Consider the following 19,674-nt stretch of genomic DNA (forward strand, 5'->3'; position numbering starts at 1 on the left):
TTGGTGTTTTATTGGTGTTTTTATTAATTTGAATAAGTCGGTTTGTGTGCGAGTCAGTTGGCATTTTTAGTTGATATTGAATGTGTCCCCAAGGTAATCCAATGAATTGAATCGCACATTTTTATTCGCTGGATTTTCCAAGATTCTTCTCTCGAAGAAGATACGCCCAGGCTTACCAAATTGAAGACAGCAACCTAGATGAAACGAACAACGTGTAACAAACTTATTGCGCTGGCAGTGGCGGCATTCAGTGTGCCATCAACACAGGCGATTGTGTTAGGAGATGAACAAACCGATCCTGTTGACCGCGTTACTTTGCGAGCAAGTAATATGGCAGAGTTTCCGCTGTGTGGGGGAACGATGCTGACAGAGCAATGGGTACTGACTGCGGCGCACTGTGTGGTGATGGGACAAGGAACCAATGAAGCAACCTACTATGTGACCCCGCCGGGTGAGTTGTCGGTGAATGCGAATGTGTATGAACTTAATTCTGCAGGGCTTGATAACTTCTATCCGGTGTCTCACGTTGTGGTTCATCCGGATTACACCCGGATTTCAAAAGCTGAGGCCGACAGTAATGGCAACGTGAAACCTATCCAAACCGGTTTAGATTCAGACATCGCGTTGCTGTATCTCACGCGCCCAGTGGCAAACGCGAGCTTTGCTGACCTAGCGAGTAAAGTTGACATGGAGAGTATCGAAGCACGTTTGGCGGCGGATTGGAACGATAATTACCTGACCAATCAACGTGTCGAAAATGTGCAAGTGTTTGGATGGGGGGCTACTCAGCCGGATGCTTCTGAACCTTCTAATACGCTCAAAACCACCATTAGCACATTTTTACCCATCGACAAATGTTATGAGCGTTTAGAAATTGGCAGCAGTTTTCCGGGGATCATTGATTCAAGAGACAACCAAACCAAAATTTGTACGCTACCAACACAAAACCATGTATTGGAGCCAGATAGCCATACTCAATATGGCAACTCTGCATGTAAAGGTGACAGTGGTGGCCCGTTGGTCGATGTGGCGACCGGCAAACAAATTGGTATTGTTAGTGGCGGCCCCCTTATTCTACCAACGTGTGGCTCTTTGACGATCCCAAGTTTCTACACCAAGGTGAGCCACTATTACGACTGGGTACAGTCTTACATCACTGCCGATGCGCCACCAAGTCGTTACATCATTGCGCCGAATTTTATCAAAAGTGCTAACAATGAAAGTGGTGACAATAAAGAGTGTCACGATGGCATTGCGACCAATAACTGTGATTTCAAAGGCTCAGATGATGAAGGTGGCAGTCTAGGGTTTTGGTTATTGGGTTTATTCGTGCCGTTATTCTTGTGGCGAAAGCGTGAGGTTTGATAGGGCGATTGGAATGCCAAACTAATAAGCAGCGGTATACGCTGCTTTGCTTTTTTCATGTTCTCTCTTTGGGGCTCAAATTAAAAATAGTGCCAAGTAATCGAGGCTTTTCACGTTTTATTACACTCTTCACCATGGCTTTTACTGCTATATTCTGGTGATTTGCTTGCTATTGCAGCATGTAAACATATACTAGTCTGCTGCGAAAAACTCGTCGCAATTTTATCGTCGCCTAGACGTGATTTGACCAATAGATAAGACAAGTAACATGCAAGTATCAGATTTCCATTTCGACCTTCCAGATGAACTCATCGCTCGCTACCCTCAACCAGAGCGTACCGCTAGCCGACTGCTGCAAATGGACGGCAATACCGGAGAGCTCATTGATGGCACATTTACTGATGTATTGGGCCAAGTTCAACCCGGTGACTTAGTGGTGTTTAATAATACTCGTGTTATTCCTGCTCGTCTTTTTGGCCGCAAGGAATCGGGCGGTAAATTAGAAGTGCTGGTGGAGCGTATGTTGGATGAGAAAAGCATCCTCGCGCACGTTCGTTGCTCTAAATCACCAAAACCAGGTACAACCATTATTGTTGGCGAGAATGATGAATATTCAGCAGAAATGGTTGCACGCCATGATGCTTTATTTGAACTGAAATTTAGTTCTGATAAGACGGTACTAGAAATTCTGGAAGAAATCGGCCATATGCCGCTTCCTCCTTACATCGACCGTCCAGACGAAGATGCAGATAAAGAGCGTTACCAAACGGTATATAATCAAAAGCCAGGTGCGGTTGCGGCACCGACAGCGGGCCTTCACTTTGATGATGTTCTCTTGGAGAAAATCAAAGCGAAAGGTGCAGAGTTTGCTTACGTTACTTTGCACGTTGGGGCGGGTACATTCCAGCCAGTAAAAGTGGAAAATATCAACGATCACCACATGCATGCCGAGTACGTAGAAGTACCGCAAGAAGTCGTCGAAGCAATTAAAGCGACGAAAGCGCGTGGCGGACGAATTATTGCTGTTGGTACCACATCTGTGCGTTCACTTGAAAGTGCAGCGCAAGACGCATTGCAAAAAGGGACTGAGCTGGCCCCATTCTTTGGCGATACTGAAATCTTTATTTTCCCTGGTTACGAATATCAGCTAGTGGATTGCTTGATCACAAACTTCCACTTGCCTGAATCAACACTGATCATGTTGGTGAGTGCATTTGCTGGATACGAGAACACCATGAATGCTTACAAACATGCGGTGGAAAACAAATACCGTTTCTTCTCGTATGGCGATTCAATGTTCATCAAGAAGAAAACAGCGTAGTTAAAAATAGATTTACGAGTGCTAGCAGTAAGCTAGGAAATAAAGCATCCATTGCTTTGTCTCTCGCAAGGAAAAGCGACCGCTCCTTAAAGTAGGGTAGAGCCCTAAACACTCAGTCAGACTGTTTCTCTGACACCCGGAGGCATCGTGAAATTAAAATTCGATCTTAAGAAGAAAAACGGCAATGCACGTCGTGGTCAACTGACTTTCGAACGCGGCACTGTTCAAACTCCTGCGTTCATGCCAGTAGGTACTTACGGTACCGTTAAAGGTATGACACCAGAAGAAGTAAAAGGTACTGGTGCAGAAATTCTGCTAGGTAATACGTTCCACCTGTGGCTACGTCCTGGTCAAGAAGTGATGAAAATGCACGGTGACCTGCACGATTTTATGAACTGGCACGGTCCTATTCTTACTGATTCAGGCGGCTTTCAAGTATTCAGCCTTGGTAAGATGCGTACGATCACTGAAGAAGGTGTTCACTTTCGTAACCCAGTAAACGGTGACAAGATTTTCATGGACGCAGAAAAGTCGATGGAAATTCAAAAAGACCTGGGCTCTGACATCGTTATGATTTTTGACGAGTGTACGCCTTACCCAGCGACACACGATGAAGCGAAGAAATCGATGGAAATGTCATTACGCTGGGCACAGCGTTCACGTGACCACTTCGAGAAGCTAGAAAACCCGAACAACCTATTTGGTATTGTCCAAGGTGGTGTTTACGAAGATTTACGTGATGTGTCGGTAAAAGGTCTAACGGAAATCGGTTTTGACGGTTACGCGGTTGGTGGTTTGGCAGTAGGTGAGCCTAAAGAAGACATGCACCGTATTCTTGAGCATACTTGTCCTCAACTTCCTGAAGACAAACCTCGCTACTTGATGGGCGTAGGTAAGCCAGAAGACTTGGTTGAAGGTGTTCGTCGTGGTATCGACATGTTTGACTGTGTAATGCCAACGCGTAACGCACGTAATGGTCACTTATTTGTGACTGGTGGTGTGATCAAGATCCGTAATGCGAAACATAAAACGGATACAACACCATTGGATCCGCATTGTGACTGTTACACTTGTCAAAACTACAGCAAGTCGTACCTTCACCATTTAGAGCGTTGTAATGAAATCTTAGGCGCTCGCTTGAATACAATCCATAACCTGCGTTACTACCAGCGTCTGATGGAAAGCATTCGTAAAGCAATTGATGAAGATCGCTTCGATGAATTTGTTACTGAGTTCTATGAGCGTCGTGGCCGTGAAGTGCCACCACTAGCAAAAGAGCAGTAATTGAAAAACTAAAAGAATTAAAGCCTTTGGCATGTCGCCAGAGGCTTTTGCTAATAAAGTAGGCTAACGCACGTTATTTTTGAGAGAGCGATCTCTATTAGTTACTCTCAGACTTGAATCTAAAATGCGAAAGCCCAATTTGTTTGATTATCAATAAAATATAATGAGGATGTTTTAATGTTTATTTCTCAGGCTCACGCAGCAGCAGAAGGCGCGCCAGCAGGCGGTGGTTTTGAAATGCTAATCATGCTTGGCATGTTCGCAGTGATCTTTTACTTCATGATTTACCGCCCACAAGCGAAACGCGTAAAAGAACACAAAAACCTAATGGCTTCTATGGGCAAAGGCGACGAAGTTTTAACTAGCGGTGGCCTAGTGGGTAAAATCACTAAGATTGCTGAAGACAATGACTACATTTCAATTGAGCTTAACGCGAACAATGAAGTAGTAATCAAGAAAGACTTCATCACTGCAGTGCTACCAAAAGGTACGCTTAAGTCTCTATAAAACAGCTAAAGGATCCTCGCTGTGCTAAACCGTTATCCATTATGGAAGTACTTGATGGTGCTTTTTGCCATCATCACCGCTGCGTTATACGCACTTCCAAATATCTACGGTGAAGATCCGGCTATTCAAGTTACAGGGGCGCGTGGCGCCTCTGTAGATATGTCAACGCTGGATGCTGTCACTACTGCTCTTAACAAAGAGCAACTTTCTCATAAATCCATTGCTCTCGAAGATGGATCAATTCTTGTTCGTTTTAACGACACTGACACACAAATCAGTGCTCGTGATGTCATCAGCGAAGCGCTAGGCAAAGACACAATTGTTGCACTTAACCTTGCACCTTCTACACCCGATTGGCTAGAAGCGATTGGCGCGTCACCATTGAAGCTAGGTCTTGACCTTCGCGGTGGTGTTCACTTCTTAATGGAAGTGGATATGGATGCAGCGATGGAAAAGCTTGTTGGTCAACAAGAAGAAGCTTTCCGTAGCGAACTTCGTGACGCCAAGATTCGTTACCGTGCAATCCGCCCTTCTGGAAAAGAAGCGGTAGAAGTGTTGTTGCGTAACGAAGAGCAATTAGCAGAAGCGAAAGCAACGCTAGAAAAGAATCACCCGGACATGATTTTTGTCGATTCTGATTCAAATGGCCGTTACGCTCTTACTGCAACCTTTACTGAGCAACGTTTACAAGAGATCCGTAACTATGCTGTTGAGCAAAACATTACGATTTTACGTAATCGTGTCAACGAACTAGGTGTTGCGGAACCATTGGTTCAACGTCAAGGTGCTAGTCGCATTGTGGTTGAACTGCCTGGTGTTCAAGACACTGCTCGTGCAAAAGAAATTCTCGGAGCTACGGCAACGCTTGAATTCCGTGAAGTTGATGATAAAGCTGACCTATCGGCAGCGGCAAATGGTCGTGCGCCAGCAGGTAGTGAAATCAAGATGGACCGTGATGGTCGCCCAGTTGTGCTTAAGAAGCGCGTTATTCTTGGCGGTCAAAGCATCACAGATGCAAGCTCAAGTGTTGATGAATATGGTCGTCCACAAGTTAACATCTCGCTAGACAGCGAAGGTGGTAATAAGATGTCTGCGTTCTCTAAGAAGAACATTGGTAAGCTAATGGCTACCGTGTTTGCAGAATACAAAGACAGTGGCCGTCGTACGCCTGAAGGCAAAGTTATTCTGGATAAGCATGAAGAAGTCATCAACCAAGCAACGATTCAATCGGCTCTTGGTCGTAACTTCCGTATCACAGGTATCGACTCTGCTGCAGAAGCACACAACCTAGCACTTCTACTACGTGCTGGTGCACTGATTGCACCTATCTCTATCGTTGAAGAACGTACCATTGGTCCATCAATGGGCCAGCAAAACATCGATATGGGTATCCAAGCATGTATCTGGGGTATGGTTGCCGTAATGCTATTTACGCTGCTTTACTACCGCGGCTTTGGTTTGATTGCAAACATCGCTCTAATGGCAAACTTGGTGCTTATCATTGGTGTTATGTCGATGATTCCAGGCGCTACCATGACGCTTCCGGGGATAGCCGGTATCGTGTTAACAGTCGGTATGGCGGTTGATGCGAACGTACTGATCTTCGAGCGTATCCGTGAAGAAATTCGTGATGGACGTAGTCCACAACAAGCGATTCACCAAGGTTACGCGAATGCATTTAGCACGATTGCTGATGCGAACATCACAACACTAATTACTGCAATCATTCTATTTGCGGTCGGTACAGGTGCGGTGAAAGGTTTCGCAGTTACTCTATCTATCGGTATCTTAACTTCAATGTTCACCGCCATTATTGGTACACGTTGTATCGTGAACCTGATCTACGGTGGCAAACGCGTTGATAAATTGTCGATCTAAGGCTGGGAATTAATATGTTTCAAATTCTAAAAGCAGAGAAGACGATCGGCTTTATGCGTTGGTCGAAAGTAGCATTCGTTTTTTCAATTATAATGATTGCTGCTTCTATCTTCACTTTGTCAACCAAGTGGCTTAATTGGGGTCTAGATTTCACTGGCGGTACGCTTATCGAGGTCGGTTTTGAACAGCCAGCAAACCTTGAAGAGATTCGTGCAGCACTAGATTCCAAAGGCTTTAGTGATGCGACAGTACAAAACTTCGGTAGTGCTCGTGAAGTCATGGTCCGTCTTCGTCCACGTGATGACGTTTCTGGTGAAACGCTAGGTAACCAAATCATTGGTGCTATCAAAGATGGTACTGGCGAAAGCGTAGAAATGCGTCGTATTGAGTTCGTAGGTCCCAACGTTGGTGATGAGCTAACAGAAGCTGGTGGTCTAGCGATCTTGGTATCGCTGATCTGTATCCTGCTTTATGTATCGATGCGATTTGAATGGCGTCTAGCGGCTGGTGCGGTAATGGCATTGGCTCACGATATAATTATCACGCTAGGTGTCTTCTCGTTTCTACAAATTGAAGTTGACCTGACTATCGTAGCTGCGCTACTGACGGTTGTGGGCTACTCACTCAACGATACCATCGTTGTATTTGACCGGATTCGTGAAAACTTCCGTAAGATGCGTAAGGGTGAACCTTCAGACATTATGGACGCCTCAATCACTCAAACGTTGAGCCGTACATTGATTACATCTGGTACGACGTTGTTCGTGGTAATTGCACTGTTCATGCAGGGTGGTGCTATGATTCACGGCTTTGCAACCGCACTTTTACTCGGTATCACTGTAGGTACTTACTCTTCTATCTACGTAGCATCAGCACTGGCTCTAAAACTGGGTATCCAGAAAGAGCACTTGATGCCACCTCAAGTAGAAAAAGAGGGTGCAGAGTTCGACGAAATGCCATAAGGCAGATTGAGAACCGAAAACAAAAACCGCTGAACAATCAGCGGTTTTTTTATGCCTGATAGATTTGAAAGTTTCATTTTTTTTTGAGGTACTTCCAGCTTGAATTGTAGTTTTTTGATTGAGTTGAATATCGGAAGTATGTTCAACAATTTCGGGAGGAAATAATGTCAAGGCAAGCTGAAATAAAAGTACAGTTACTGAAGTTTGTAGAGATTTCTTACAAGCACAATAAAGGTGTTACCACCAAGCTAGTTACTGGAGGGAAAAGGTTCAAGTTAGCAGTTGATGAGTCAGGTAAAGTAACTTTATCTGGTGAGCTTGGATTTACTAAGTTTGAAGTTTCAAAAGAAATGGTTGAAGAGCTGGGCATAAAATTAAAAGCCGTTTCTGTTACTTTTAAAACTACTCGTGATGGTGTTTTGACATACAGTGGGAGTGTTTCTCTTTTTGGTGTTGTTTCCTTTGGAGTTACTGGGCAGGTAAATGTCCGTGAGCTTTTAGAGCAGTGCGAGTGGGGGCTTTGTAAGTACAGATTTAAGCCGAGTAAAATTGATCAAGCGCTCCGTGAAGCTGGGGTTTAGTTGGTTATGCTAAATAGAATTCTACCTATTCCGGTTTTACTAAGTGTTTCAACGCCCTGCATCGCAAGTCCACTCCACGATACTTACCTTGATATACGTAATAATTTATACAAGATGCAGTATATAGAGGTGGTAGAAGCTATGGCAGGACCAAATCTATCGATTGAAGAGCTGAACAGTATTAAGTCTCACCCAATAAAATTTGGTCATCAATTTCCATTTTTATCATCTATCCCATCAAGTTTGGTTACAGAGCTGTCTTACTTTGAAGAGTACAGTGAGGATGGAGGAGTTGGATGTCTTTCTGTAAACGGCTTTGGTGATGTATACCAGCCAGTCACGGTTTCGCTGCAGTTTTTAATGAAGGAACAAATATGGAAGGTTAAGCACGTAAAAATAGACCACTTATCTGACTACGACCGTTTCTACAAACAGGCTGATTGTTCGAAATAAAAAAGCCCCGCTCAATGAGCGGGGCTTTCTAAAGTCATCAGCGTGACGGGCTATATATGACTTTCAAATCTTACTTAAGGATCGCGCTGTTACCGTTTTCGCGGATGTGCTTAAGGATAGATTTTACGCCACGAGCGCTTGAAGCAACGATGTTACCAGACTTCATGTAGTCAGTGCCGCCAGCAAAGTCTGTTAGGATTGCGCCAGCTTCACGAGCAATAAGCTCACCTGCTGCCATATCCCAAGGTTTTAGGCCTAGCTCGAAGTAACCATCAACACGGCCAGCAGCCACGTAACAAAGGTCAAGAGCAGCAGAGCCGCTACGACGGAAATCAGCACATTCAGTGAATAGCGCACCAACGATCTTGATGTAAGACTCAGCGTGTTGTTTCTGCTTGAATGGGAAGCCTGTTGCTAGAACAGTACCTTGAAGGTCTTTTAGTTGAGCAACACGAATACGTGCACTGTTTAGTTGAGCGCCGGCACCGCGTTGTGCAGTGAATAGCTCGTTTTGCATTGGATCGTAAACACAAGCAACTTCAGTTTTGCCCTTAATACGAACAGCGATAGAAACCGCGAAAGTTGGGTAACCTTTTACAAAGTTAGTGGTGCCATCCAGTGGGTCGATGATCCATTGTACGTCTTTATCTTTACCTTCGATAAGACCTTGTTCTTCAGCAACGATACAGTGCTCAGGGTAAGACTGCTTGATAGTATCGATGATGATGTATTCTGCTTCTTTGTCTACGTTAGTGACAAAGTCATTAGTGCCTTTAAGAGTAGATTCTACTTTATCAGTGTTTTCTAATGATTTAGCAATATGATTGCCTGCCTTTCGCGCAGCGCGAATAGCAATGTTTAGCATTGGATGCATACGAATTTCCCAACGGATGTTAAAGAACAAATGAAAGCGGCGGCGAGTATACCAGAGATAATCAAAAAGGGAAGTGGTTATTTTTTGCTCTAATTGCGGACGGCTGAGTGTACAGATCATACTGCGGACGACAACAATAACCAAGAATGAGAAGAGAGGTCTGCTTGCCTCTAGGGTGTCTTAAAAAACTATGATAACATTCTGCGGTTTTAATTTAGGTAGCAAACACAGATGTTGGATCAAGTAAAAATTGTACTCGTAGGTACCTCTCATTCAGGCAATATTGGCTCAGCAGCTCGAGCAATGAAAGTGATGGGTTTAAACCAACTAGTATTAGTCGATCCACAATGTGAAGTGGATGAACAAACTCTTGCTTTAGCTGCGGGTGCTGGTGATATTGCTCAAAATGCAAAGATTGTCGGCACATTAGAAGAAGCTGTTGAAGATTGTGGCCTTGTTGTGGGTTCTAGCGCCCGCTCTCGTACATTAGAATGGCCAATGCTCGAGCCACGTGAATGCGGTGAGAAATTTGCAGTTGAAGGCCGAAAGCATCCGGTTGCGCTCGTGTTTGGCCGAGAAAGAACTGGTTTGACAAACGAAGAGCTACAAAAGTGCCACTACCATGTTTGTATTCCCGCTAATCCTGAGTACAGCTCGCTTAACCTAGCGATGGCTGTACAAACTCTCAGTTACGAAGTGCGAGTTGCACACTTGAACTTAGAGCAAAGACAGTTTTCCCCAAATGAATCGGAAGAATACCCGCGTCATCGAGAACTCGAAATGTTCTTCGAGCATCTTGAAAAGGTGATGGTTGAGACCCAGTTTATTAACAAAGAGCAACCTGGACAGGTGATGAATAAGTTGCGCCGTTTGTTCTCTCGTGCTCGACCAGAAACCCAAGAACTTAATATTCTACGAGGCGTTTTGACTTCGATAGAAAAGAAGTTCTGAGTGAATAATAACCACTTTAGGTGTAAGGATGAATACCTGAGTAAAATGGTCAAATAAATACTTGACCAAATTACTCAGGTATGGAAAAATCTTAACCATTACAAACCATGTGGATACGGTGTGGTATGAAACTTACATCTAAAGGAAGATATGCGGTGACAGCCATGCTGGATGTGGCACTGCATTCGCAACAAAACCCTGTACCTCTGGCTGATATTTCAGAGCGTCAAGGGATCTCGCTCTCTTACTTAGAGCAGCTATTTTCAAAATTGCGTAAAGCAGGTCTCGTTGCCAGCGTTCGTGGTCCTGGTGGTGGTTACCGACTTGGTGCCGACGCTCACAGTATCGCTATTGGTACCGTGATTGCTGCCGTTGATGAGTCAGTAGATGCAACCAAATGCCAAGGTAAAGGAGATTGCCAAGGTGGAACACGTTGCCTTACTCACACGCTGTGGCGTGACCTAAGCTCTCGCATTAGTGACTTTTTGAATAACATCACTCTTGGTGAGTTGATGACAGACAATGAAGTACTCGAAATTTCTGATCGTCAGGACATTGATCTGGCGGTAACCCATGGGCTATCAAACAAAAATACAACCGCCGCGCCCATCGGTGTAAACGTCCGCTCTTAGCGGTCAGCTTTTTACATTGGAGTAGAGAATGAAACTGCCGATTTATCTTGATTATTCCGCTACATGTCCAGTTGATCCACGTGTTGCTGAAAAAATGGTTCAGTACATGACAATGGATGGCACATTTGGCAACCCAGCGTCGCGTTCGCACCGTTACGGCTGGCAGGCAGAAGAAGCGGTCGATACTGCTCGTGAGCAAATTGCTGACCTTCTAAATGCAGATCCTCGCGAAATCGTATTTACATCTGGTGCGACAGAATCAGACAACCTTGCTATTAAAGGTGCAGCGCACTTTTACTCGAAGAAAGGCAAGCACGTAATCACTTGTAAAACAGAGCACAAAGCCGTTCTTGACCCATGTCGTCAACTTGAGCGTGAAGGCTTTGAAGTGACTTACCTTGAGCCAGAATCAAATGGCTTGATCGATCTAGAGAAGCTTAAAGCGGCAATGCGTGATGACACAGTGCTTGTGTCTATTATGCACGTAAACAACGAGATTGGTGTGGTTCAAGACATTACAGCGATCGGCGAATTGTGTCGTGAGCGTAAAATTGTTTTCCACGTGGATGCAGCGCAATCTGCAGGTAAATTACCAATCGACGTTCAAGAGATGAAAGTTGACCTAATTTCGCTTTCTGCTCACAAAGTTTATGGCCCTAAAGGCATCGGTGCACTTTACGTTCGTCGTAAGCCTCGTATTCGTCTTGAAGCGCAAATGCACGGTGGCGGCCATGAGCGTGGTTTCCGCTCTGGTACACTACCTACTCACCAAATCGTAGGTATGGGTGAAGCATTCCGTATTGCAAAAGAAGACATGCAAAAAGATTACGATCATGCTTTAGCGCTTCGTAACCGTCTTTTTGATGGCGTGAAAGACTTAGAAGCAGTGACGGTAAACGGTGACTTTGAGCAGCGTGTACCACACAACCTAAACATCAGTTTCGCATTCGTAGAAGGTGAATCACTACTAATGTCGCTTAAAGATCTAGCGGTATCTTCTGGTAGTGCTTGTACGTCTGCAAGCCTTGAGCCTTCTTACGTTCTTCGTGCCCTAGGCATGGATGACGAATTGGCTCACAGCTCGGTTCGTTTCTCGTTTGGTCGTTTCACGACTGAAGAAGAAATTGATTACGCAATTGAACAAATCCGCGTTGCAGTGACTAAGCTACGCGACATGTCTCCTCTATGGGATATGTACAAAGAAGGGATTGATTTGAGCACTGTTGAATGGGCTCACCATTAATCTCAGGGATTGAAATAGAGGATTCGAGGTAATTTATCATGGCATACAGCGAAAAAGTAATTGATCACTACGAGAACCCACGTAACGTTGGTTCATTCGATAAAGAAGATCCATCAGTAGGTAGCGGCATGGTTGGCGCTCCTGCGTGTGGTGACGTAATGAAGCTTCAAATCAAAGTGACACCTGAAGGTATCATCGAAGATGCGAAGTTCAAAACATACGGTTGTGGTAGTGCAATCGCATCAAGCTCACTAGTAACTGAGTGGGTAAAAGGTAAGTCAGTTGATGAAGCGGCAGCAATTAAAAACTCTGAGATTGCTGAAGAGCTAGAGCTTCCACCAGTGAAAGTTCACTGTTCTATTCTTGCTGAAGATGCAATCAAAGCAGCGGTTGCTGACTACAAGAAAAAACACCAAGAATAATTATTCCGTAATATAATGGGAGCTTTGACGCTCCCATTCCAATCGAAATTTAGACAGACTAAGGTGCAGTATGGCCATCACAATGACAGAATCAGCGGCAAGTCGCGTAAGAGCATTCCTAGATAACCGAGGCAAAGGTATCGGTTTACGTCTTGGAGTGAAGACGACTGGTTGTTCCGGCATGGCATACGTACTTGAGTTTGTTGATGAGCTCAATGAAGAAGACGAAGTATTTGAACTCTCTGGAGTGAAAATTATCATCGATCAAAAGAGCTTAGTGTACCTAGATGGTACTGAATTGGATTACGTGAAAGAAGGGTTGAATGAAGGTTTTGAATTCAACAACCCTAACGCGAAAAGTGAATGTGGTTGTGGTGAAAGCTTCAACGTCTAATTGATTGTCCTTCTGGGCAAACGAGTCCGGAAGGCTTTACTAGGACCCGAACTTAATGAATCACTTTGAATTATTTGGGCTACCAAGTCAGTTTAAGCTGGATGGTAGCCTTCTTTCTTCTCAGTTCCGAGAACTACAAAAACGCTTCCACCCGGATAACTTTGCAACGGGCTCAGAACGTGACCGTTTGATGGCGGTGCAAAAGGCGGCGCAAATCAACGATGCCTATCAAGTTCTGAAAAATCCTATTTCTCGCGCCGAGTATATCCTCGCAGAGCAAGGTGTTGAGATCCGAGGTGAACAGCAAACGATGCAAGATCCGATGTTCTTAATGGAGCAAATGGAACTGCGCGAAGAACTGGAAGAGATTGCTGACAACTCCGATCCTGAATCGGCGCTTTTTGACTTCGACTCTAAGGTCAGAAAAATGTACAAACAGCATCTGGCAAGCGTCGAGCAAGAGCTTGATGATGGTCTATGGGCTGAAGCCGCAGACCGAGTTCGTAAGCTAAAATTCATTGCCAAACTAAAGAACGAAATTGAGCTAGTCGAAGACAAACTCCTCGGCTAGTAAGCGTGACAAGGACCTATCATGGCACTACTTCAAATCGCAGAACCGGGCCAAAGCTCGGCACCTCATGAGCATAAGTTAGCAGCGGGTATCGACTTAGGTACTACCAACTCTTTGGTTGCTTCTGTACGTAGCGGCGATGCAACTCCACTTGCGGACGAGCAGGGCCGTACTATTTTACCTTCAGTCGTTAATTACGCTGAGGAAACGTTAACGGTCGGCCACGAAGCCAAAGCCAAAGCAGAGTTTGAACCAGAGAACACGATTATCTCTGTAAAACGTTTGATCGGTCGTTCATTAAAGGACATTCAGTCCCGTTACTCTTCACTTCCTTATCGTTTTAAAGAGAGTGAAAACGGCCTGCCAATTCTGCAAACACCTCAAGGTGACAAAAACCCGATTGAAGTATCTGCGGACATCCTAAAAGTATTGGGTAAGCGAGCTGAAGATACGTTAGGTGGTGAGTTAGCAGGTGTCGTTATTACCGTTCCTGCTTACTTTGATGACGCGCAACGTGCAGGTACAAAAGATGCGGCGAAATTAGCTGGTCTTCATGTTCTCCGTCTACTTAATGAACCAACCGCTGCGGCAATTGCTTATGGCCTAGACTCTGGTCAAGAAGGTGTGATTGCGGTTTACGATCTAGGTGGCGGTACTTTTGATATCTCTATCCTACGTTTATCGAAAGGCGTATTTGAAGTATTAGCAACAGGTGGCGATTCTGCATTAGGCGGTGACGACTTCGACCATCTATTTGCCGATTATTTAATGGAGCAAGCGGGTCTAGAAGCGCCGCTTTCTGCAGAAAAGAACCGTACACTGTTGAACATTGCTACTGAAGCTAAGATTGCTTTCTCTGAGCAAGACAGTGTTGACGTTGACGTTTTTGGTTGGAAAGGCACCGTGACTCGCGAGCAGTTCGAAGATCTGATTCGTCCGCTAGTGAAGAAAACCCTGATGTCTTGTCGTCGCGCATTAAAAGATGCGGATGTCGACGCAGATGAAGTACTCGAGGTCGTCATGGTTGGTGGCTCAACACGCACATTGCTTGTACGAGAAATGGTTGGCGAATTCTTTGGCCGTACACCACTGACAAGCATTAACCCAGATGAAGTTGTTGCAATCGGTGCGGGTATTCAAGCTGATATCCTAGCGGGTAACAAACCTGACTCTGAAATGTTGCTTCTTGATGTGATTCCACTGTCGCTCGGTATTGAAACCATGGGTGGTTTGGTCGAGAAGATCATCCCCCGCAACACTACGATTCCCGTTGCGCGTGCGCAAGAATTTACCACATTCAAAGATGGCCAAACGGCGATGAGTGTTCATGTGGTACAAGGTGAACGTGAAATGGTTGATGACTGTCGTTCACTTGCTCGCTTCTCGTTAAAAGGTATTCCTCCGATGGCAGCGGGTGCGGCACATATTCGCGTGACTTACCAAGTTGACACAGATGGCCTTCTTTCTGTTACGGCAATGGAGAAGAGCACTGGTGTTCAATCAGAGATTCAAGTAAAACCTTCTTACGGCTTAAGTGACAATGAAGTGGCGGATATGTTGCGTGATTCAATGACGCACGCAAAAGAAGACATGCAAGCTCGTGCCTTAGCTGAGCAGCGTGTTGAAGCCGACCGAGTGATAGAAGGTTTGATTGCAGCGATGCAAGCTGATGGTGATGACTTACTATCAGAACAAGAGAAACAAAACTTGATTAAAGCCATCGAAGCCTTGATTGAGCTGCGTAATGGTGATGATGCAGATGCGATAGAGCAAGGCATTAAAGATACCGATAAAGCGAGTCAAGATTTCGCATCACGCCGTATGGATAAATCGATTCGAGCTGCGTTGTCAGGTCAATCAGTAGACGATATATAAGAGATAAGTAGTTATGCCTAAGATTATTGTATTACCACACGACGATTTGTGCCCAGAAGGTGCAGTGTTGGAAGCAAACTCTGGTGACACCGTTCTAGACGTAGCGCTAAAAAACGGTATCGGTATTGAACATGCGTGTGAGAAGTCATGTGCGTGTACTACCTGCCACGTAATCATCCGTGAAGGTTTTGATTCACTAGAAGAAAGTGAAGAACTAGAAGACGACATGCTAGATAAAGCGTGGGGTCTAGAGCCTGAGTCACGCCTAGGGTGTCAGGCGAGAATCGCTGATGAAGACTTGGTGGTAGAAATTCCTAAATACACACTAAACCACGCTTCAGAAGATCACTAAAACTATCTTCCCAATATAGGGAAGAAGCAAAAGGAAGATGAGCAATGAAATGGACAGATTCTCGCGATATCGCGATTGAACTTTGTGACAAGTTTCCAGATGTCGATCCAAAAACAGTGCGTTTTACCGATCTTCATCAATGGATCATGGAGTTAGATGAGTTTGACGATGAGCCAAACCGTTCTAATGAAAAGATTCTAGAAGCCGTTATCATGTGCTGGATGGACGAAGCAGACTAAGTCTGTAAAACACAGCCTAGTTAACAATTCTTACTAAAAAAAGCGGACCTTTAGGTCCGTTTTTTTATCCAATTGACATTTTTGCCCTACATAATGCTAACATCCGTGAGTTATTAAAAAGAAGCAGCGTAGGCAACGCTGCTATAAGACAAGGAGAAACCATGTCTACACAGATGTCTGTATTTTTAAGTCAAGAGTCGGCAGCACCACATTGGGGTGAAAAAGCACTGCTTTCATTCGCTGAAAACGGCGCAACTATTCACTTAGGTGAAGGTTATGATCTCGGCGCAATTCAACGTGCAGCTCGTCAGCTAGATGGCCAAGGAATTCGTTCTATTTTTCTTTCTGGTGATAACTGGGATCTAGAGAGCGTATGGGCTTTCCACCAAGGGTTCCGTAACCCTAAAAAACATGGCTCAGTTGAGTGGGCTGCATTGTCTGATGAAGATCAAGCAGAGCTTCAAGCTCGTATTACTTCGACTGATTTTACCCGCGATATTATCAACAAAACGGCAGAAGAAGTTGCTCCTCGTCAGCTAGCGACAATGGCTGCTGAATTCATCAAATCTGTTGCGCCGAAAGGCACGGTGACAGCACGTATCGTCAAAGACAAAGACTTGTTGGCAGAAGGTTGGGAAGGTATTTACGCAGTAGGCCGTGGTTCTGAGCGTACTTCTGCGATGCTTCAGTTAGACTACAACCCAACTGGTGACGAAAACGCACCTGTATTCGCATGTCTTGTGGGTAAAGGCATCACCTTTGATTCCGGTGGTTACAGCTTGAAGCCTTCTACCTTCATGAGTGCAATGAAAGCAGATATGGGTGGCTCGGGTACTATCACTGGTGGCCTAGGATTAGCTATCTTGCGCGGTTTAAACAAGCGCGTAAAACTGATCTTGTGTTGTGCTGAGAACATGGTTTCTGGCCGTGCCCTTAAGCTTGGCGACATCATCACTTACAAAAACGGCAAAACCGTTGAGATTATGAATACCGACGCGGAAGGTCGCTTGGTGCTTGCAGACGGTCTTATCTACGCCAGTGAGCAAAAGCCTGAGTTAATCATTGACTGCGCGACGCTAACAGGCGCAGCGAAGAATGCGTTAGGTAACGATTACCATGCGCTAATGAGCTTTGATGATGAGCTATCGCATCAAGCGCTTACGGCGGCAAGCCAGGAAAAAGAAGGCTTGTGGCCGCTACCACTTGCTGATTTCCATCGAGAAATGCTGCCATCTAATTTTGCCGATTTATCGAATATCAGCTCTGGTGATTATTCTCCAGGTGCAAGTACTGCAGCTGCATTCTTGTCTTACTTCGTTGAGGACTACAAAAAAGGCTGGTTACATTTCGACTGTGCGGGTACGTATCGTAAAGCCGCTTCTGATAAATGGGCTGCGGGAGCAACGGGTATGGGTGTTCGTACACTTGCTCGTTTCCTCAATGAGCAAGCTGGAAAATAAGATTGATTGCAGCACTCTCTTGTTTGAGTGCTGCTCTTACCCAGTAAGTCACTTTAAAAGCACAACTATTATTACAAGTACAGAAAGGAAATTTTATGGCTCTAGAAAGAACATTTTCAATCATTAAGCCTGATGCTGTAGAGCGAAACCTAATTGGTGAAATCTACAATCGTATTGAAAAGGCTGGCCTACGTATCATCGCTGCCAAAATGGTTCACCTGACAGAAGATCAGGCAAGCGGCTTTTATGCAGAGCATGAAGGTAAAGAGTTTTTCCCTCCTCTAAAAGAGTTCATGACATCTGGTCCTATTATGGTTCAGGTATTGGAAGGCGAAAATGCGATTGCACGTTACCGCGAGCTAATGGGTAAAACCAACCCAGAGGACGCGGCATGTGGCACTTTGCGTGCTGATTACGCACTCAGCATGCGTCACAATTCAGTTCATGGTTCAGATAGCCCTGAGTCTGCCGCTCGTGAAATTGAGTTTTTCTTCCCTGAATCAGAAGTTTTCTCTCGCTAACTCGTTCATGCATCACTTTTGCGTGATGATCTAGTTCGTAATAACCTCGGAATTGTCCGAGGTTTTTTATTCCGCATTCTCCATTTCACCGGCGAGTTCATTCGTAATTATTCGCGAAGATGTTGGCTAATCTGAGCATCTTACAGGGGTGAAAGCTTAGTTACGTGTGTTTGTTCTCACTGTTTTCTCTGTACCACTTCTACGCTTTTGTTGTCGGTTGTCTAATCATTATTCTCACCGTAAAGCCTGATTAAAATTTAATCGTTTTTATTTTAATGCCTTAGCAAACTCAGGGTCTTACACCCCTTGTTGTAGCTGCATAAAGGCTGTACAATTCGCGCCCTTATTCTTGTTTCAGTCATTGAGAGGCAACATGACCACTGAAAAAATCAATCTACTCGACTTTGATCGCAAAGGCATGCGTCAGTTTTTCGCGGAAGAACTTGGCGAGAAAGCGTTTCGTGCCGATCAGGTTATGAAGTGGATCTACCATTTCGGTGTAGATGACTTCGAAAAAATGACAAACATCAACAAGAAGCTGCGCGAAAAGCTTTTACACAAGTGTGAAATTAAAGCACCAACTGTAGCAGAAGCTCAGCATTCTTCAGACGGCACGATCAAGTGGGCAATGAAGGTTGGTGATCAGGATGTAGAAACGGTTTACATTCCAGAAGATGATCGCGCAACGCTTTGTGTATCTTCTCAAGTAGGTTGTGCATTGGAATGTAAGTTCTGCTCAACAGCACAGCAGGGCTTTAACCGTAACTTGAAAGTTTCAGAGATCATCGGTCAGGTGTGGCGTGCTGCACGTGAAATTGGTCTTGAGAAAGAAACAGGCCGTCGCCCAATTACGAACGTCGTGATGATGGGTATGGGTGAGCCGCTTCTTAATATGAAGAACTTGATTCCAGCACTGGAGTTAATGTTGGATGACCTTGGCTTTGGTTTGTCGAAGCGTCGCGTAACCGTATCAACATCAGGTGTGGTTTCTGGTCTTGATCAGATGACGGGCAAAATCGACGTTGCGTTGGCGATCTCTCTTCATGCGCCAAACGATAAGCTGCGTAGTGAAATCATGCCAATTAACGATCGTTGGGATATTCAAGATTTCCTAGCATCCGTTCGTCGTTACATTGCTTCATCGAATGCAAACCGTGGCAAGGTAACAGTCGAGTACGTGTTGCTTGATCATGTGAACGATGACATGGACCATGCACGCGAGCTGGCTGAATTGATGAAAGACACACCATGTAAGATTAACTTGATTCCGTTTAACCCGTACCCAGGTTCACCTTACAAGAAACCAAGTAACTCACGTATTGATCGCTTCCAAAAAACATTGATGCAATACGAGCACACAGTTACGGTTCGTAAAACACGTGGTGATGACATTGATGCCGCATGTGGTCAGTTGGTCGGTGATGTAATTGACCGAACTAAACGTACGGCAATGCTGAAAGCGTCACGCGGTGCCGATACCATTGAAGTGAAAGCTGTATAAACGACCGGAATTCAAAAATAGCCAGAGCCATTCGCTCTGGCTATTTTGTTTATTGTTTAGGACATTTTCGCCAAGATTTGGGACTATCACTCTTCAACCTAAGGTTATTTGGGTATAATTTCGAATTCCTTTGTCAAAGTTTGGACAAAAGCTTGAGCTATCTGTTAGTTTGAGTGTAAAGAGTTTTTGTCTTCGTTGCGCATTCGCTTATCATGATATGTAACACTAACGATGACACCGATAATTCTCAGCACTTTCTCACATACGTTTTGCTGATTTTTGCAAAAC

At 44.7% G+C, this 19,674-nt stretch carries 21 protein-coding genes; 20 read left to right on the forward strand and 1 reads right to left on the reverse strand.

Annotation, left to right across the window (positions count from 1 at the left end):
- The first annotated feature begins 198 nt into the window (after positions 1 to 198).
- From R7127_RS18740 to R7127_RS18775, 8 genes are all read left to right on the forward strand, one after another.
- Positions 199 to 1,365: a trypsin-like serine protease gene (locus R7127_RS18740; RefSeq protein ID WP_033905798.1), complete on the forward strand. Its 1,167-nt coding sequence runs from the start codon at positions 199 to 201 to the stop codon at positions 1,363 to 1,365.
- 268 nt (positions 1,366 to 1,633) lie between these two features.
- Positions 1,634 to 2,686 carry a tRNA preQ1(34) S-adenosylmethionine ribosyltransferase-isomerase QueA gene (gene queA, locus R7127_RS18745; protein ID WP_005381728.1) on the forward strand — a complete coding sequence of 351 codons (1,053 nt, stop codon included), beginning with the start codon at positions 1,634 to 1,636 and terminating at the stop codon, positions 2,684 to 2,686.
- A gap of 147 nt (positions 2,687 to 2,833) precedes the next feature.
- On the forward strand, positions 2,834 to 3,970 hold the full coding sequence (tgt, locus tag R7127_RS18750; RefSeq protein WP_005381727.1) for a tRNA guanosine(34) transglycosylase Tgt: 1,137 nt from the start codon (positions 2,834 to 2,836) through the stop codon (positions 3,968 to 3,970).
- Between the two features lie 177 nt (positions 3,971 to 4,147).
- Positions 4,148 to 4,477, forward strand: coding sequence for a preprotein translocase subunit YajC (yajC, locus tag R7127_RS18755; protein WP_005381725.1), 330 nt, complete (start codon positions 4,148 to 4,150; stop codon positions 4,475 to 4,477).
- Positions 4,478 to 4,498: 21 nt separating this feature from the next.
- A complete protein-coding gene (gene secD / locus R7127_RS18760; RefSeq protein WP_005381724.1) occupies positions 4,499 to 6,355 on the forward strand; it encodes a protein translocase subunit SecD in 1,857 nt (618 codons plus the stop codon).
- A 14-nt stretch (positions 6,356 to 6,369) separates the two neighbouring features.
- Positions 6,370 to 7,317 (forward strand): protein translocase subunit SecF, encoded by a 948-nt coding sequence (gene secF / locus R7127_RS18765; protein WP_033905800.1) that lies wholly within the window; start codon positions 6,370 to 6,372, stop codon positions 7,315 to 7,317.
- Positions 7,318 to 7,481: 164 nt separating this feature from the next.
- Entirely contained in the window at positions 7,482 to 7,898 is a 417-nt protein-coding gene (locus R7127_RS18770; RefSeq protein WP_017633921.1) for a hypothetical protein, read from the forward strand.
- Positions 7,899 to 8,039: 141 nt separating this feature from the next.
- Complete coding sequence (locus R7127_RS18775; protein WP_017633920.1) at positions 8,040 to 8,351, forward strand: hypothetical protein; 312 nt, start codon at positions 8,040 to 8,042, stop codon at positions 8,349 to 8,351.
- A gap of 70 nt (positions 8,352 to 8,421) precedes the next feature.
- Here the strand turns inward: R7127_RS18775 and suhB are convergent, their stop codons facing one another.
- A complete protein-coding gene (suhB, locus tag R7127_RS18780) occupies positions 8,422 to 9,225 on the reverse strand; it encodes an inositol-1-monophosphatase (protein WP_005381722.1) in 804 nt (267 codons plus the stop codon).
- A gap of 231 nt (positions 9,226 to 9,456) precedes the next feature.
- Here suhB and trmJ point away from each other — a divergent pair, with 231 nt between their 5' ends.
- The 12 genes from trmJ to R7127_RS18840 all read left to right on the forward strand — a co-directional run bounded on the left by trmJ (position 9,457) and on the right by R7127_RS18840 (position 19,386).
- Positions 9,457 to 10,176, forward strand: a complete 720-nt coding sequence (gene trmJ, locus R7127_RS18785; protein ID WP_025768861.1) for a tRNA (cytosine(32)/uridine(32)-2'-O)-methyltransferase TrmJ — start codon at positions 9,457 to 9,459, stop codon at positions 10,174 to 10,176.
- A gap of 125 nt (positions 10,177 to 10,301) precedes the next feature.
- A complete protein-coding gene (gene iscR / locus R7127_RS18790; protein ID WP_005381720.1) occupies positions 10,302 to 10,808 on the forward strand; it encodes a Fe-S cluster assembly transcriptional regulator IscR in 507 nt (168 codons plus the stop codon).
- A 28-nt stretch (positions 10,809 to 10,836) separates the two neighbouring features.
- Positions 10,837 to 12,051 carry an IscS subfamily cysteine desulfurase gene (locus tag R7127_RS18795; RefSeq protein ID WP_025768862.1) on the forward strand — a complete coding sequence of 405 codons (1,215 nt, stop codon included), beginning with the start codon at positions 10,837 to 10,839 and terminating at the stop codon, positions 12,049 to 12,051.
- A gap of 38 nt (positions 12,052 to 12,089) precedes the next feature.
- Positions 12,090 to 12,473: a Fe-S cluster assembly scaffold IscU gene (gene iscU, locus R7127_RS18800; RefSeq protein ID WP_005381718.1), complete on the forward strand. Its 384-nt coding sequence runs from the start codon at positions 12,090 to 12,092 to the stop codon at positions 12,471 to 12,473.
- A gap of 70 nt (positions 12,474 to 12,543) precedes the next feature.
- Positions 12,544 to 12,867 (forward strand): iron-sulfur cluster assembly protein IscA, encoded by a 324-nt coding sequence (gene iscA, locus R7127_RS18805; RefSeq protein WP_005381717.1) that lies wholly within the window; start codon positions 12,544 to 12,546, stop codon positions 12,865 to 12,867.
- A 55-nt stretch (positions 12,868 to 12,922) separates the two neighbouring features.
- Positions 12,923 to 13,438 carry a co-chaperone HscB gene (gene hscB, locus R7127_RS18810; RefSeq protein ID WP_064376912.1) on the forward strand — a complete coding sequence of 172 codons (516 nt, stop codon included), beginning with the start codon at positions 12,923 to 12,925 and terminating at the stop codon, positions 13,436 to 13,438.
- 21 nt (positions 13,439 to 13,459) lie between these two features.
- Entirely contained in the window at positions 13,460 to 15,313 is a 1,854-nt protein-coding gene (gene hscA, locus R7127_RS18815) for a Fe-S protein assembly chaperone HscA (RefSeq protein WP_213895536.1), read from the forward strand.
- 13 nt (positions 15,314 to 15,326) lie between these two features.
- Positions 15,327 to 15,665: an ISC system 2Fe-2S type ferredoxin gene (gene fdx, locus R7127_RS18820; protein WP_005381713.1), complete on the forward strand. Its 339-nt coding sequence runs from the start codon at positions 15,327 to 15,329 to the stop codon at positions 15,663 to 15,665.
- A gap of 44 nt (positions 15,666 to 15,709) precedes the next feature.
- Positions 15,710 to 15,904 (forward strand): Fe-S cluster assembly protein IscX, encoded by a 195-nt coding sequence (gene iscX / locus R7127_RS18825; RefSeq protein WP_005381711.1) that lies wholly within the window; start codon positions 15,710 to 15,712, stop codon positions 15,902 to 15,904.
- A gap of 161 nt (positions 15,905 to 16,065) precedes the next feature.
- Entirely contained in the window at positions 16,066 to 17,364 is a 1,299-nt protein-coding gene (pepB, locus tag R7127_RS18830; RefSeq protein WP_064376911.1) for an aminopeptidase PepB, read from the forward strand.
- A 95-nt stretch (positions 17,365 to 17,459) separates the two neighbouring features.
- The gene (gene ndk, locus R7127_RS18835) at positions 17,460 to 17,885 is read left to right on the forward strand and encodes a nucleoside-diphosphate kinase (RefSeq protein WP_005381702.1); all 426 of its coding nucleotides are present in this window, start codon (positions 17,460 to 17,462) and stop codon (positions 17,883 to 17,885) included.
- Positions 17,886 to 18,258: 373 nt separating this feature from the next.
- Positions 18,259 to 19,386, forward strand: a complete 1,128-nt coding sequence (locus tag R7127_RS18840; RefSeq protein ID WP_017633913.1) for a bifunctional tRNA (adenosine(37)-C2)-methyltransferase TrmG/ribosomal RNA large subunit methyltransferase RlmN — start codon at positions 18,259 to 18,261, stop codon at positions 19,384 to 19,386.
- The last annotated feature ends 288 nt before the right edge of the window (positions 19,387 to 19,674 follow it).

This window comes from Vibrio sp. 1159 (genome assembly GCF_033340395.1).
Classification (GTDB): domain Bacteria; phylum Pseudomonadota; class Gammaproteobacteria; order Enterobacterales; family Vibrionaceae; genus Vibrio; species Vibrio alginolyticus.

Bases quoted from the DNA above. Each gene is read 5' to 3' on its own strand.
- R7127_RS18740 (WP_033905798.1), top strand. From the start codon at position 199: ATGAAACGAACAACGTGTAACAAACTTATTGCGCTGGCAGTGGCGGCA.
- ndk (WP_005381702.1), top strand. From the start codon at position 17,460: ATGGCTCTAGAAAGAACATTTTCAATCATTAAGCCTGATGCTGTAGAG.
- suhB (WP_005381722.1), bottom strand. From the start codon at position 9,225: ATGCATCCAATGCTAAACATTGCTATTCGCGCTGCGCGAAAGGCAGGC.
- hscA (WP_213895536.1), top strand. From the start codon at position 13,460: ATGGCACTACTTCAAATCGCAGAACCGGGCCAAAGCTCGGCACCTCAT.
- R7127_RS18840 (WP_017633913.1), top strand. From the start codon at position 18,259: ATGACCACTGAAAAAATCAATCTACTCGACTTTGATCGCAAAGGCATG.
- trmJ (WP_025768861.1), top strand. From the start codon at position 9,457: ATGTTGGATCAAGTAAAAATTGTACTCGTAGGTACCTCTCATTCAGGC.
- yajC (WP_005381725.1), top strand. From the start codon at position 4,148: ATGTTTATTTCTCAGGCTCACGCAGCAGCAGAAGGCGCGCCAGCAGGC.
- queA (WP_005381728.1), top strand. From the start codon at position 1,634: ATGCAAGTATCAGATTTCCATTTCGACCTTCCAGATGAACTCATCGCT.
- R7127_RS18770 (WP_017633921.1), top strand. From the start codon at position 7,482: ATGTCAAGGCAAGCTGAAATAAAAGTACAGTTACTGAAGTTTGTAGAG.
- R7127_RS18775 (WP_017633920.1), top strand. From the start codon at position 8,040: ATGGCAGGACCAAATCTATCGATTGAAGAGCTGAACAGTATTAAGTCT.
- iscA (WP_005381717.1), top strand. From the start codon at position 12,544: ATGGCCATCACAATGACAGAATCAGCGGCAAGTCGCGTAAGAGCATTC.
- hscB (WP_064376912.1), top strand. From the start codon at position 12,923: ATGAATCACTTTGAATTATTTGGGCTACCAAGTCAGTTTAAGCTGGAT.
- fdx (WP_005381713.1), top strand. From the start codon at position 15,327: ATGCCTAAGATTATTGTATTACCACACGACGATTTGTGCCCAGAAGGT.
- secF (WP_033905800.1), top strand. From the start codon at position 6,370: ATGTTTCAAATTCTAAAAGCAGAGAAGACGATCGGCTTTATGCGTTGG.
- pepB (WP_064376911.1), top strand. From the start codon at position 16,066: ATGTCTACACAGATGTCTGTATTTTTAAGTCAAGAGTCGGCAGCACCA.
- R7127_RS18795 (WP_025768862.1), top strand. From the start codon at position 10,837: ATGAAACTGCCGATTTATCTTGATTATTCCGCTACATGTCCAGTTGAT.
- iscX (WP_005381711.1), top strand. From the start codon at position 15,710: ATGAAATGGACAGATTCTCGCGATATCGCGATTGAACTTTGTGACAAG.
- iscU (WP_005381718.1), top strand. From the start codon at position 12,090: ATGGCATACAGCGAAAAAGTAATTGATCACTACGAGAACCCACGTAAC.
- iscR (WP_005381720.1), top strand. From the start codon at position 10,302: ATGAAACTTACATCTAAAGGAAGATATGCGGTGACAGCCATGCTGGAT.